Raw genomic sequence first — 13,115 nt, 5'->3', positions numbered from 1 at the left:
GGCCGCTTCATCTGCCACCGCGCTGCCCATGACTCTCGACCAGCTCCTGCCCCGCCGCCAGGCCGAGATCGTGGCGATCGACTGGACCGTGCTTGCCCCGGATGAAGCCAAGCGCCTGCGCGCGCTCGGTATCGATGAGGGCGCGCAAGTGGCCATCGCCCACCGCGGCGTGTTCGGCGGCCGCGATCCGATCGCGCTGTCGATCGGCCGGATGACGCTGGCGCTGCGCCGCGCCCACGCGATGGCGATGACGGTGCGGGAACTCTGATGTCGAGGCTCCGTACCGCCGCGCTCGTCGGCAATCCGAACTCGGGCAAGAGCGCCCTGTTCAACGTGCTGACCGGTGCGCGGCAGAAGATCGCCAATTATCCGGGCGTGACGGTCGAGCGTAAGGCCGGGCGGCTCCTGCTGCCCAGCGGCGAGCCGGTGGAATTGCTTGATCTCCCCGGCAGCTATTCGCTCGACGCGGCCAGCCCGGACGAGGAAGTCACGCGGAAGGCCGTGCTCGGCGAGCTCGCCGGCGAAGCGCGCCCGGACGTGCTGGTCATCGTTCTCGACGCGGCCAACCTCGAACAGCACCTCGTGTTCGCGCAGGAGCTTATCGAGCTGGGGCGGCCGGTCGTGATCGCTCTCAACATGGTCGACCTCGCCGAACGTGACGGCCTCACGCTCGATCCCGAGGCGCTGTCGGCCGAACTCGGCGTGCCGGTGATCTCGACGGTGGCCGTGCGCCGCCGGGGAATCGAGGATCTGCTGGCCGCGATCGAATCCGCCGAGGCGAACGCGCAAGCCACACCGGCCGCACGCCCGCAGGCCGCGCGCACTTTGCCCGAACGGCGCCAGGCGGCGCGGAACATGGCCCAGAAGGCCACCGTGTCCGAGACGGCCGAGCACCGCCTCCACGCGCAGCTCGATAAAGTTCTTCTCCATCCATGGTTGGGACCTTTGGTCCTTTTCGCGCTACTGTTCGTGATCTTCCAGGCGGTTTTCGCCTGGGCGACGCCGTTTGCCGACGCACTCGACGCCGGGATCACCGCGCTGATCGGGATCGCCAATGCGGCCCTGCCGGAAGGCTTCCTGCGCGATCTGCTGACCGAAGGGGTGCTTGCCGGGGTCGGATCGGTGATCGTGTTCCTGCCGCAGATCGTGATCCTGTTCGCCTTCATCCTGGCGATGGAGCAATCGGGCTACATGGCCCGCGCGGCCTTCCTGATGGACCGCATGATGGCCGGCGTCGGCCTGTCCGGCCGCAGCTTCATCCCGCTTCTCTCCAGCTTCGCCTGCGCCATTCCCGGGATCATGGCGACCCGGGCGATCGCCGATCCGAAGGACCGTCTGACCACGATCCTGATCGCGCCGCTGATGACCTGTTCGGCGCGCCTCCCGGTGTATGCAGTAATCATCGCCGCGTTCATCCCGGCCACGACCGTCGGAGGCGGCATTGGCCTTCAGGGACTCGTGCTGTTCGCGCTCTACGTCGCAGGCATCATCGGCGCGATGGTGGTCGCGCTCGTGCTGCGGCGCTCGGTTACCAAGGGCGGGGCTTCCGGCTTCATCATGGAGATGCCGAAGTACCAGCTTCCGCCGCTGCGCGACCTGGCGATCGGCTTGTGGCAGCGCGCCTGGGTGTTCCTGCGCCGGGCCGGCACGATCATCTTCGCGGCCACGGTTATCCTGTGGCTGCTGCTGACCTTCCCCAAGGCCGCGCCGGGCGAGAGCCAGGTCGACGCGAGCTTCGCCGGGACGATCGCCAGCGGGCTCGAGGTCGTGGTCGAGCCGATCGGCTTCAACCGGGAGATCGCGCTGGCGCTGATCCCGGCCATGGCCGCGCGCGAGGTGGCCGTGTCGGCACTCGCGACGACCTACGCCGTCGATGCCGAGGACGAGGAGCAGGCCGCCGAAGGCCTAATGCCGAAGCTGCGGGCCGGGTGGACGCTGCCGACGGCGCTCGCCTTCCTCGCCTGGTTCGTGTTCGCGCCGCAGTGCCTGTCGACCATCGCGGTCGCTCGGCGGGAGACGAACGGGTGGAAGTGGCCGCTGTTCATGCTCGCCTACCTGTTTGCCCTGGCATACATCTTCGCCGGCCTGACCTACTGGCTCGCGGTCGCCGCTGGGTTATAGCTCCACTCCGGGGCAAAACCGCTGTTTGCCGGTTGCGGGGCAGGCCGGCAGGGGCCTACATCCCACTCAGGAATCACTTATGGCCGGCGGTCGCTGCCGGCTCTCCAATTCTCGAGAGGACAATCATGGCCGGCAGCCTCAACAAAGTCATGCTCATCGGCAACCTGGGCGCCGACCCGGAAATCCGCAGCTTCCAGAACGGCGGCAAAGTCGCCAACTTGCGCATCGCCACCAGCGAAAGCTGGAAGGACAAGAACACCGGCGAACGCCAGGAGCGTACCGAGTGGCACACGGTCGCGATCTTCTCCGAAGGCCTGATCGGCGTCGTGGAGCGGTTCCTGCGCAAGGGCAGCAAAGTCTACATCGAAGGCCAGCTGCAGACCCGCAAGTGGCAGGACCAGCAGGGCGCGGACCGCTATTCGACCGAGATCGTGATCCGCGGCCTGAACGGCTCGCTGACGATGCTCGACGGCCCGCAGGGCGGTGGCGGTGGCGGTGGCCAGCGTAGCGGCGGCGGCGGTGGCGGCGGTGGCTGGAACCAGGGCGGCGGCTCCTCGGGCGGCGGTTCCGGGTACGGCGCGGGCGGCGGCGCGTCCGGCGGCTCGTCAGGCGGCGGCTCCAGCTTCGGCGACGACCTGGACGACGACATCCCGTTCTGATCGATCAGCTAAGAAGATCCTCCCCCTCTGGGGGAGGTGGCAGCCCGCAGGGCTGACGGTGGGGGCCTGGCTTGGCTCCACCGTTCGTCCAGGCCGCGCCCCCTCCACCACCCGCTTCGCGGGAGGTCCCCCTCCCCCAGTAGGGGAGGATTGGCGCGCCATCGTTCCTCGGCTCCGCTCCCCGTTCCCCCACTCATCCCCGTTCGTCCTGAGCTTGTCGAAGGACCGCTTTTTGTTCTGGCGCAGCGCTGGGAGGAAGGACTGCCCTTCGACAAGCTCAGGGCGAACGGGCTGTGAAGTTGATCGTTGTCGGCGCGGTGAGGTTAATCCTTCTTCAGCGCCGCTAGCGCCGCGAAGGGGCCGCTGGCTTCCTCGTCCGCCAGGCCCTTCTCCTTGCGCACGCGCTCGGCCTCCGGGCCGGTGGCGTAAGGGTCGATCGCCAAGGCCAGGCTCTGCGCCACGGCTTCGCCGAGGTCGATGAGGTGCCCGGAAAAGGGGATCTCGTCGAGCTCGTCCTCCTCCAGCTCGATCTCCTCCTCGGCGATCTCGCGCTCCGGCACGAAGCGCAAGCTCAGCGGTTCGGCGATGGACACCGGCAGGTCCTCGCCCGACACCGCGCAAGTTTGTACGATGTCGGCTTCGAACTGCCCCTCAACGTTCACCGCCTCCCCGTCAGCTTGCAGGTCGGCTTTCGCCTCCAGCCGGTGGATGGCGACGAGCCCGAAGCGCTTCGCGAGCGCCTTGCGCTCCGCTTCGTCGGCGGCGATCTCGACCGGCTTTTCCTTCGGGTGACGGCGGTCGATCGGGCGGGAGAACTCGGGCGCGCTCATCGCTCGATCCGCCCCGCCAGAAGGTCCTCGCTCGAAGTCTCGCGCAGTTGGGCCTCCAGCTCGCGCAGCCGTACGGCCAGCGCCGCCGGGTCGCGGCCCTCGAGCAAAGTCACGTTGCGCCCGAGCGCTTCCTCCAGCGCGGCATTGTCCGTCGCCGCCAGCGCATCGCGGTAGGCCCCGATCCGGCCCCCGAGCGCGGCCATCAGCCGGCCCATGTGCTTGCCGACGACCACGTCGCCGATGCCGCTTTCGCGCAGCTGCCCGTCCATGTCGTCGACGAACAGCTCGGTCAGCAGCGCCGTGTCGGCGGACGTGCTCTCGTCGCGTTCCAGGCGTAGCAGCACGAGCGCGAGGACGGTGGTGATCATGTCGAAGCGGCCGGGCACGGTGTCGGCCACGCCGCATTCCTCGTACCACTCCGGCTCGCGCGAAAGGGCGACGATCCGGTGCCACAGGGGGCGCAGCCGCTCGCGAGGATCGGGCGCGGAGCGGAAGAGGCGGCTGATGAGGTTCATGATGGCGGATCGTCCGTTCAGCGGTTATTCAATGCCCCGGGGTGAAGCGCGGCGTTGCACAGCGGCGCGCCAGCCCCTAAGGCTCGCGCCGATATAGGCGCGGCATGGCCCAAGGCAAATGCGCGCGCGGAGTTTCTCGGAGACGGTCTCGAAATGGTCAGAACGTATCGCAAGGCAGCACTTCTGGGCGTGCTGGCGCTGGTGGCGGGCTGCAGTTCGATCACCGAACACCGCGGCTACATTGTCGACGAGGCGCTGCTGCAGTCGGTCCAGCCCGGGATCGACAACCGGACTTCGGTGGAGGCCACCCTGGGTCGGCCGACGTTCGCCAGCCAGTTCGGGGAGCCGACCTGGTACTACGTTTCCAGCATGACCCAGCAGAAGCCCTTCGGCCGCCCGCAGATCGAACGGCACACCGTTCTCGCGGTCTCCTTCGACGCCGCGGGCAACGTCGTTTCGGCGGAGCGCACCGGCGTCGACCAGGTCGCCCGGATCAATCCCGAGAACGACGAAACGCCGACGCTCGGCCGCAACCGCAGCTTCCTGGAAGACCTGTTCGGCAACATCGGCCAGGTCGGCGCCCCCGGCATGGGCGGCGGCGCGACCCCGGGGCAGTAAGGCACGCGCCTGATCGCTTGAAGGCCTGATCGCTTGAAGGGCCGGCCGGCCTGCCCCATATCGCGCCGATGGACGGACATTCTGACAGCCACGGCGCACCGCGCTGGCACGGCACCACCATCATCGGCGTAAAGAAGAACGGCACGACCGTCATCGCCGGGGATGGCCAGGTCTCCATGGGCAACACGGTGATGAAGCCCAACGCCCGCAAGGTCCGCCGGCTGGGCGAGGGCGGCAAAGTCATCGCCGGGTTCGCCGGCGCCACCGCAGATGCCTTTACCCTGTTCGAACGGCTCGAGAAGAAGCTCGAGCAGTACAGCGGCCAGCTGCTGCGCGCCGCGGTCGAACTGGCCAAGGACTGGCGGACGGACAAGTACTTGCGCAACCTGGAAGCGCTGATGATCGTCGCCGACAAGGACGTGATGCTGGTGCTGACCGGCAACGGCGACGTGCTCGAACCCGAAGGCGGGGTCGCCGCGATCGGCTCCGGCGGCAACTACGCGCTCTCCGCGGCCAAGGCGCTCGACCCTTACGAACAGGACGCCGAGAAAATCGCCCGCCGCGCCATGGAAGTGGCGGCCGAAGTCTGCGTGTTCACCAACGACCGGGTGACGGTCGAGAGCGTCTGAACCGCGCGGCTTGAATGGCCGGGCTTTTCTTCTAGCCTCCACGCCATGGACCGGCGCGGCTTCCTGACTTCCACGACATCGGCCGCGCTTCTGGCGGCGTGCGCGACGCCGCGCGGCGTGCTGGCGCCAGCCCCGGCATGCCTGCCGCGGGTGAGAGTCGCCGAAAGCCGCGTCATCCGCACGATCGCCGGGCTGCGGCCCTTCCGTGCCTCCGGCTTCGTGGTCCGTGCCGAGCCGCTGGGCGACAAGCTGCTGGTCCACAACTATGGCCACGGCGGCGCGGGCATCACGCTGAGCTGGGGCAGCTCCAAGCTGGCGGCCGACATCGGCCTGCCGGGCCATTCCGGGCCGGTCGCGGTGATCGGCGCGGGGGTGATGGGCCTTTCGACCGCGCGCCTGGCCCAGGAGCGCGGCCGCGTGGTGACGATTTATACCGCCGCCATGCCACCCGAGACGACCTCCAACATCGCCGGCGGGCAGATCCACCCGGCGAGCCACTACCGTCCCAACGCCGTGAACGACGCCTGGCGCGGCCAATACGCGGCGGCGATGGCCTTCAGCTGGCGGCGTTTCCAGCTCCTCGTCGGCGAAGACTACGGCGTGCGCTGGCTCCCGACATACGAAAGCGGGAGCGGCCCGCCCTCGCGAATGCTGGCGCCGTACTATGCCGGGTTCGAGCAGCTCGAAGGCGCCGCAAACCCCTTCGCGGGCGCCCCGGTGCGGCTCTACCACACGATGTACGTCGAGACCGGGCGCTACCTTCGCAAGCTGACGGAGGATTTCCTCACGGCCGGCGGGCGGATCGAGGTGCGCAGCTTCGCCTCCCCGGCGGAGATCGCCGCCCTGCCGGAGCGCAGGGTGTTCAACTGCACCGGCCTCGGCGCGCGGGCCCTGTTCGGCGATGCGGAGCTGGAGCCGGTGCGCGGGCAGCTCGCCGTGCTGCTGCCGCAGCCGGAGATCCGCTACGCCTACTCGCTGAACGAAGGCTACATGTTCCCGCGCCCGGACGGCATCCTGCTCGGCGGCACGTTCGAGCATGGAATGTGGGACCCTGTGACGACGCCGGAAGCGATCGCCGGCATCGTCCAGGCGCACCGCCAGATCAACGCCGGGGCTTGCGCGTCTTGACCGGGGGCACCGGCGACCCCAATTGGCCCGGCATGACGGGACACCCACAAAAAGAAAAGCTCACCCCCAAAGCGATCGTCGCCGCCCTGGACGAACACATCGTCGGCCAGGCCGATGCCAAGCGCGCGGTCGCCGTGGCGCTGCGCAACAGGTGGCGGCGCCAGCGCTTGCCGGAGGAGCTGCGCGACGAGGTTACGCCGAAGAACATCCTGATGATCGGGCCGACCGGCTGCGGCAAGACCGAGATCAGCCGGCGCCTGGCGAAGCTGGCCGATGCGCCGTTCGTGAAGGTGGAGGCGACCAAGTTCACCGAAGTCGGTTATGTCGGCCGCGACGTCGAACAGATCGCCCGCGATCTCGCCGAGGATGCCATTCGGCTGGAGAAGGACCGCCGCCGCGATGCGGTGCGCGAGGCGGCCAGCAGCGCGGCGATGGAGCGGCTGCTCAATGCCCTCGTCGGCGAGAATGCTTCCGAGGCCACGCGCGAGAGCTTCCGCCAGCGCATCGTTCAGAACGCGATGAACGATGCCGAAGTCGACATCGAGGTCGAGGACGCGCCTTCGATGCCGCTGGACATCCCCGGCATGGGCGGCGGCGCCAGCATGATCAACTTGTCCGAGATGATGGGCAAGGCGTTCGGCCGCACGCCGCTGAAGCGGCGCAAGCTGAAAGTACCCGATGCCTGGGACAAGCTGGTCGACGAAGAGTCCGAGAAGCGCATGGACCAGGACGATGTCGCCCGGGTCGCCCTGCAGAATGCCGAGACGAACGGAATCGTGTTCCTGGACGAGATCGACAAGATCGCCGTGTCCGACGTGCGCGGCGGCTCGGTCAGCCGCGAAGGCGTGCAGCGCGACCTGCTGCCGCTGATCGAGGGGACCACCGTCGCCACCAAGTACGGGCCGATGAAGACCGACCACGTGCTGTTCATCGCCAGCGGCGCGTTCCACCTCTCCAAGCCCAGCGACATGCTGCCCGAACTTCAGGGCCGCCTGCCGATCCGCGTCGAGCTGCGCAGCCTGACGGAGGAGGACTTCGTCCGCATCCTCAGCGAGACCAAGGCCAACTTGGTCCAGCAGTACTGCGCCCTGCTCGGCACCGAGGAGGTGACCCTCGATTTCAGCGATGACGCTGTGCGCGAAGTGGCCCGGATCGCCGCACAGGTGAACGAGAGCGTCGAAAACATCGGCGCCCGCCGCCTGCAGACCGTGATGGAGAAGCTGCTCGAGGAGATCAGCTTCGAGGCCGAGGAGCGCCGGGGCGAGACGGTGACGATCGACGCCGCCTACGTTCGCGAGAAGCTCACGGCGCTCGCCGGCAATACCGATCTCAGCAAGTACATCCTCTGACGAAGGACCCGCCGATGGCTTCCAACCCGCCCGATGGCAAACCGATCTACCGCTGCCTCACCGGCCCGGACGACGACCAGTTCTGCAAGCGCGTGTCGGAAGCCCTGGCGCAAGGCTGGCGGCTGCACGGCTCCCCCGCGCTCACTTTCGACAGCCTGCGCGGCAAGGTGATGGTGGCGCAGGCGATCATCTGGCCGGGGTACGATTGATCGAGCCCTCATCCAACTGCGGCTAAGCGGCAGAGCCGCTAAGCCTTCGTATCCTTCTCCCACCAGTGGGAGAAGGAGTGGTGGCACCGCGGGCCCTCATCCAACTTCGCCTAAGCCCCTTCGGGGCTAAGGCTTCGTATCCTTCTCCCACAAGTGGGAGAAGAAAGTAGGGTGCGGGAGCCGGTTAACCCCTTCCTTCTCCCACTGGTGGGAGAAGGATAGCGGAGGTTGCCGGCTTGCCGGCTACCGGAGCTTGGATGAGGGCAGGCCCCCCGGACAAACGCTCCCGGACTTACTCCGCAGCCTCTTCCAGCTCCTCGCGCTCGTGCGCCTGGCGCGTCCACATCTCGGCATAGAGCCCGTCGAGGCGCAGCAGTTGCTGGTGCGTGCCCTGCTCCGCCAGCCGCCCTTCGTTCATCACGTAGATCAAGTCGGAGTCGGCGATGGTCGAGAGCCGGTGCGCGATCGACAGCGTCGTGCGGTGCTCCGAAACCCGCTTCAGCGTCGAGAGAATGTCCTGCTCGGTGCGGGTGTCGAGCGCGCTGGTCGCTTCGTCCAGCAGCAGGATCGGCGGGTTCTTGAGCAGCGTGCGGGCGATGGCCACGCGCTGCTTCTCGCCGCCGGATAGCTTGAGGCCCCGCTCGCCGACCTCGGTATCGAAGCCCTGCGGCAACTTCTCGATCAGCGGCAGGATCGAGGCATCGCGCGCAGCGGCAACCACCTCGTCCTGCGCTGCGCCGTCGCGGCCATAGGCGATATTGTAGCCGATGGTGTCGTTGAACAGCACCGAATCCTGCGGGACGATGCCGATCAGGGCGCGCAGCGAGGCCTGGGTGACTTGGCTGATGTCCTGCCCGTCGATCAGGATGCGCCCGGCCCACGGGTCGTAGAAGCGGAACAGCAGGCGGCCGATCGTGGACTTACCCGCGCCCGAGGGGCCGACGATGGCCACGTGATCGCCCGCCGGGACTTCGAAGCTGAGGCCATGGAGGATCTGCCGGTCGCGGTCGTAACCGAACTCGACGTTGTCGAACACCACCGTCGGGCGGCGCACCACCAGCGCAGGCGCGCCGGGGGCGTCCTTCACCTCGACCTCGGTATCGATCAGGCGGAACATCAGGGCCATGTCGATCAGCCCCTGGCGGATCGTGCGGTAGACCCAGCCGAGCATGTCGAGGGGGCGGAAGAGCTGCATCAGGTAGGTGTTGATCAGCACCAGGTCGCCGGGGGACAGGCGGCCCTGGCTCCAGCCCCACACGGTGAAGGCCATCGCGCCGCCCATCATCAGGTTCATGATCGTGGCCTGGCCGATGTTCAGCAGGCCGAGCGAGTTCTCGCTCTTGATCGCCGCCTCGGCATAGGCACGGGCGGCGGAGCCATAGCGCTCCTGCTCCCGGTGCTCGGCGCCGAAGTACTTCACAGTCTCGTAGTTGAGCAGCGAGTCCACCGCGCGCGACAGAGCGAGCCCGTCGAGATCGTTCATCTGCGCACGCAGCTTGGTGCGCCACTCGGTGATCACGCGGGTCAGCCAGATGTACGAGACCACCGTCACGGCGGTGGCCGCGACGATCTCCCAGCCGAACTTGAAGTAGAAGATCCCGGCCACGATCAGCAGCTCGACCGCTGTCGGCATGATGTTGAACAGCAGGAAGTAGATCATCGAGTTGATCGACTTCGTCCCGCGCTCGACGACTTTGGTCACCTCGCCGGTGCGCCGAGACAGGTGGAAGCGCAGGCTCAGCCGGTGCAGCCGGGCGAACACGTCCTCTGTCAGGTGGCGGACCGCGTCCTGCCCGACGCGTTCGAAGATGATGTTGCGCACGTTGTCGAAGGCGACGGTGGCGAAACGGCCGGCGGCGTACGCGATGACAAGGGCCAGCGCGACCCACACCTCGGGGTCGCCGTCCGCCGCCATGGCATCGACCGCGCCCGCGTAAGCGAACGGAAGCACCAGGACGACGGCTTTGGCCAGGATGACGAAAACCACCGCCCAGGCGATACGCCAGCGCAAGTCGGGGCGTTCGGCCGGCCAGAGATAGGGCAGGAAGCGGCGCACGGTGCCCCAGCGGGCGTAGTCCACGGCGCTGGGCAGGGTGCTGTCATCCGTCATCGGCTGCCCATGTGGGGCGCGCCGCGCCGTCCGGCAACGCGCGGGCGCGGAAATTACGCGCCGATGCGGCCGCCGTAGACCCGATCGAGTGGGTAGACGCCGCGCGGCAGGTCGAACAGGACCTGCCGTTTCTTGAAGTCGATCGCCACGCGGCGGAATGCCCGCAGTTCGCGCATCCCCAGGATCAGCGCGGGCTTGTCCGCCAGGTTCAACGCGCGAAACGGCGGCGCATCGATGAAGAGCACAGGGATGTTGCGCAGCAGCAACCGGCCCAGGCTCAGGTCCTTCGCGACTCTGACCGGGCCGGACAGCTGGTAACCGCTTACGTCGGTCAATTGCGACTCGCCCAGGTCTCGGCCGCGGCGCAGGCGCTCGAACAAGGCCAGGTTGCCGACGCTGCTCTGCGCGCCGGTGTCGATCACCACGGTCGTTTCCACCCCGTCCAGCTCGGCGCGGGTGATGATCAGCTGGCCCAGGCGCTCGCGCGCCTTCACGACGATCTCGAACCCGCGGTTGCCGCCCAGATCCTCGGCGTCGGCCACCGCGAGCACCTTGTTCTCGAAGTCGAGCAGCACGCGCTGGTCCTGCAGGCTGTCCAGCCCCAGGATCCCGTCCATCCCCCCGAGATGTTCCGCCGCCACGAGCGGCGCGGTCCGAATGTAGAGGCTGCGGCTGCCGAGCATGAACTCCGCGATGTCGACCGTCTCGGTCGCCACCGTGCTGGCCATCCCGACCAGCGTAGCGGGCCGGCGGTCGGCGATCTGCAGCGTGTCGGCCAGGGCGGTCGAAACGACGGTCGCCTCCGCGCCCGTGTCGATCATGAAGCGATAGGGGCCCTTGCCTTGGATCGTCACCGGCAGGGTGAGCCGCTCGTACCGTTCCTTCTCCAACTGCAGGATCTCGGCGTCTTCGGGAACGACGGGCGCTCCCGGCTCGATCGTGGTGGTGGTCGCCGTGGCCGCGGCCAGCGCCGATAGGAGGTGCAGCCAGCTCATCATGACTTCTCCGGCGCCCTCGGCAGCGGAGGCCACTGGGGCGCCGGACCATAGTACCACATCGGCGGCGCGCGCGCCAATCGCGACGCACGGGGCAGGCCGTCTCCCGACGCGTCTAGCCCGCGGGTGCGTCGGCCTGGCTGAGCGGCGCCGCGGGTCCGACGGCCGCGGGGTCCCGGTGGCGCAGCATCGCCAGCGTTTCGCGGACGACATGCGGCCAGCCGAGGCACAGCACGATTCCATACGTCGCCGCGCCCGCGGCGACGAGCGCGAGAAGCTGCAGGGGCGGGGCCTCCCCGGCAAGGGTTCCGCGCAGCGCCAGGACGACCACGGCCATGGCCGCGCACGCGCAGGCGATGGGGTGCAGGGCGCGGATCAGCTCGCCGAAGCGCAGGCCTATCGCCGGCAGGGTCAGGGCCAGGGTGACGATCAGCAGGAGCGGCGCGGCCACCCACCAGGCATGGACCAGGCCTTGCACTCCGCCGCCGACGCCGATCAGGAACGCCAGCGGCATGATGACCGCGCCGGCAAGGCTCGTCAGCAGGTAGATCCGCGGGCGGGAGAGGGCGTTGGTCGCCGGCGAGCAGATGATCTGCAGGGCCAGCGCGGGCATCGCGAAGGCCACTCCGGCGGCGATCGGCGCCATCTCCAGCCATTTCGGCCCGAACACCGTCGCCACCAGGGGAAACGCAGTAAGCCCGAGCCCGATATAGAGCGGGGCGGCCAGGATCATCACCGTGCGTGCGCTGCGCAGGAAGGCCGGCCCGATCGGCCGGCCGGACTTGTGCAGCTCGGCATAGGCGGGGAATGCCACTTCGTTGAGCGGCGGCAGGAAGCGGCCGGTGAAGATCAGCGCCAGGAACAGGGCCTCGGAATAAAGACCGAGCTCGTGCGGGGAGAACATGCGGCCGGCGATCAGGATGTCGCTCTGGCTCTGCACGATCCAGAACAGCTGGCACAGCGTCAGCGCGCCGCCGAACGAAACGATGTCGCCCGCGCCGCGGAAGTCGAACACCGGCCAGACCAGCAGCCGCGCGGCGATCGTCAGCCCCAGCGCGCGGGTAGCGAAGCCGGCGATCGGGGCGATCACCAGGGCCCATACGCCGTAGTCCAGCCAGGCCAGCGCCAGAGCGGTCACCGCCGCGACCAGCGAGGACAGGAGGTTGACCAGCCCCTGGCTGCGGAACTCGATCCGCCGCGCCAGCAGCGCGGAAGGCAGGGCGATGAACGGGGTGGCGAGGAAGATCAGCGCCTGGACCCGCAGCATCGGCGCGACCGCCGGCTCGCCGTAATAGTCCGCCGCCACCGGGGCGAGGGCGAACTGCGCCAGCGCCAGCCCCACGTTGGAGACGATCAGGAGCCCGAACACCTGCGCGATGCGCCGCGCGTCGACCGTCGGCGACTGGATGAGCGAAGTTGCGAAGCCGTAGCCGCTGAGGAAATTGAGCGCGGCGATCACCGCCTGGGTCATGGCGAACAGGCCGTAGTCGCTCGGGTCGAGCAGGCGCACGACGACGATCGTCGATGTCCAGGCGACGATCTGCGCCAGCACCTGGCTTCCCCAACGCCACGCGAGCGCGCTGCGCACCCGCGCCGCGAAGCCCGCCTGCGGCGTTCCCGTCGATTCGATCACACCAGTCACACCGTTCGCTTAGGCGAAAATGGTAAAGATCCCAGCACCGTGGCCCCCCTCGAACGGAACTGCCCCGCCGGGAAGGCGCGATTGAAAGGGAGCTAGCGGCCACCCATCCAAGGTTGGCGAAAAGGGCCGATTGGGAGATCGATCGGGCGGTGAAATAAAACTGCAAAAAGCCGTTGACCCGAATCAAGGCCGCCCATATATGGCCTCTCACCGACGGGGTGCTGCTGGTTTCCACCGGTTCTCGCCGCTTCGGTCGCCAACATAAACGGACGGTAGGTCCCCCGGGTATAAGCGGGGAGGCACGACTGTC

At 68.2% G+C, this 13,115-nt stretch carries 13 protein-coding genes; 8 read left to right on the top strand and 5 right to left on the bottom strand.

What is annotated here, in order from left to right; all coding sequences use genetic code 11:
• Positions 1-28 precede the first annotated feature (28 nt).
• The 3 genes from GRI75_RS10655 to ssb all read left to right on the top strand — a co-directional run bounded on the left by GRI75_RS10655 (position 29) and on the right by ssb (position 2,780).
• The gene (locus tag GRI75_RS10655) at positions 29-268 is read left to right on the top strand and encodes a FeoA family protein (protein ID WP_160746971.1); all 240 of its coding nucleotides are present in this window, start codon (positions 29-31) and stop codon (positions 266-268) included.
• A complete protein-coding gene (gene feoB / locus GRI75_RS10650) occupies positions 268-2,121 on the top strand; it encodes a ferrous iron transporter B (RefSeq protein ID WP_160746970.1) in 1,854 nt (617 codons plus the stop codon). Before GRI75_RS10655 ends, feoB begins: the two co-directional genes overlap by 1 nt.
• A 125-nt stretch (positions 2,122-2,246) precedes the next feature.
• Positions 2,247-2,780: a single-stranded DNA-binding protein gene (ssb, locus tag GRI75_RS10645; protein ID WP_160746969.1), complete on the top strand. Its 534-nt coding sequence runs from the start codon at positions 2,247-2,249 to the stop codon at positions 2,778-2,780.
• Positions 2,781-3,103: 323 nt separating this feature from the next.
• Here ssb and GRI75_RS10640 read toward each other — a convergent pair whose 3' ends face one another.
• Together GRI75_RS10640 and GRI75_RS10635 are read right to left on the bottom strand one after the other, a co-directional pair.
• Complete coding sequence (locus GRI75_RS10640; RefSeq protein ID WP_160746968.1) at positions 3,104-3,610, bottom strand: YceD family protein; 507 nt, start codon at positions 3,608-3,610, stop codon at positions 3,104-3,106.
• Positions 3,607-4,125, bottom strand: coding sequence for a ubiquinol-cytochrome C chaperone family protein (locus GRI75_RS10635; RefSeq protein WP_160746967.1), 519 nt, complete (start codon positions 4,123-4,125; stop codon positions 3,607-3,609). Before GRI75_RS10635 ends, GRI75_RS10640 begins: the two co-directional genes overlap by 4 nt.
• 153 nt (positions 4,126-4,278) lie before the next feature.
• Here GRI75_RS10635 and GRI75_RS10630 point away from each other — a divergent pair, with 153 nt between their 5' ends.
• The 5 genes from GRI75_RS10630 to GRI75_RS10610 all read left to right on the top strand — a co-directional run bounded on the left by GRI75_RS10630 (position 4,279) and on the right by GRI75_RS10610 (position 8,058).
• The gene (locus tag GRI75_RS10630) at positions 4,279-4,743 is read left to right on the top strand and encodes an outer membrane protein assembly factor BamE (protein ID WP_160746966.1); all 465 of its coding nucleotides are present in this window, start codon (positions 4,279-4,281) and stop codon (positions 4,741-4,743) included.
• Between the two features lie 68 nt (positions 4,744-4,811).
• The gene (gene hslV / locus GRI75_RS10625) at positions 4,812-5,372 is read left to right on the top strand and encodes an ATP-dependent protease subunit HslV (protein ID WP_160746965.1); all 561 of its coding nucleotides are present in this window, start codon (positions 4,812-4,814) and stop codon (positions 5,370-5,372) included.
• A gap of 45 nt (positions 5,373-5,417) precedes the next feature.
• Positions 5,418-6,500 (top strand): FAD-dependent oxidoreductase, encoded by a 1,083-nt coding sequence (locus GRI75_RS10620; RefSeq protein ID WP_160746964.1) that lies wholly within the window; start codon positions 5,418-5,420, stop codon positions 6,498-6,500.
• Between the two features lie 32 nt (positions 6,501-6,532).
• On the top strand, positions 6,533-7,849 hold the full coding sequence (gene hslU, locus GRI75_RS10615; protein WP_160746963.1) for an ATP-dependent protease ATPase subunit HslU: 1,317 nt from the start codon (positions 6,533-6,535) through the stop codon (positions 7,847-7,849).
• Positions 7,850-7,863: 14 nt separating this feature from the next.
• A complete protein-coding gene (locus GRI75_RS10610) occupies positions 7,864-8,058 on the top strand; it encodes a DUF1737 domain-containing protein (protein ID WP_160746962.1) in 195 nt (64 codons plus the stop codon).
• 292 nt (positions 8,059-8,350) lie between these two features.
• On the opposite strand, the gene GRI75_RS10605 is transcribed toward GRI75_RS10610, so the two are convergent.
• From GRI75_RS10605 to GRI75_RS10595, 3 genes are all read right to left on the bottom strand, one after another.
• Positions 8,351-10,168, bottom strand: coding sequence for an ABCB family ABC transporter ATP-binding protein/permease (locus GRI75_RS10605; RefSeq protein WP_160746961.1), 1,818 nt, complete (start codon positions 10,166-10,168; stop codon positions 8,351-8,353).
• Positions 10,169-10,221: 53 nt separating this feature from the next.
• A complete protein-coding gene (locus GRI75_RS10600; protein WP_160746960.1) occupies positions 10,222-11,166 on the bottom strand; it encodes an aspartyl protease family protein in 945 nt (314 codons plus the stop codon).
• Positions 11,167-11,278: 112 nt separating this feature from the next.
• On the bottom strand, positions 11,279-12,796 hold the full coding sequence (locus tag GRI75_RS10595; protein WP_328597972.1) for a lipopolysaccharide biosynthesis protein: 1,518 nt from the start codon (positions 12,794-12,796) through the stop codon (positions 11,279-11,281).
• Positions 12,797-13,115: the final 319 nt, after the last annotated feature.

It is taken from the genome of Croceibacterium soli (assembly GCF_009828065.1).
In the GTDB taxonomy this organism is placed as follows: domain Bacteria; phylum Pseudomonadota; class Alphaproteobacteria; order Sphingomonadales; family Sphingomonadaceae; genus Croceibacterium_B; species Croceibacterium_B soli.
This window is presented reverse-complemented; position numbering and strand designations above follow the sequence as displayed.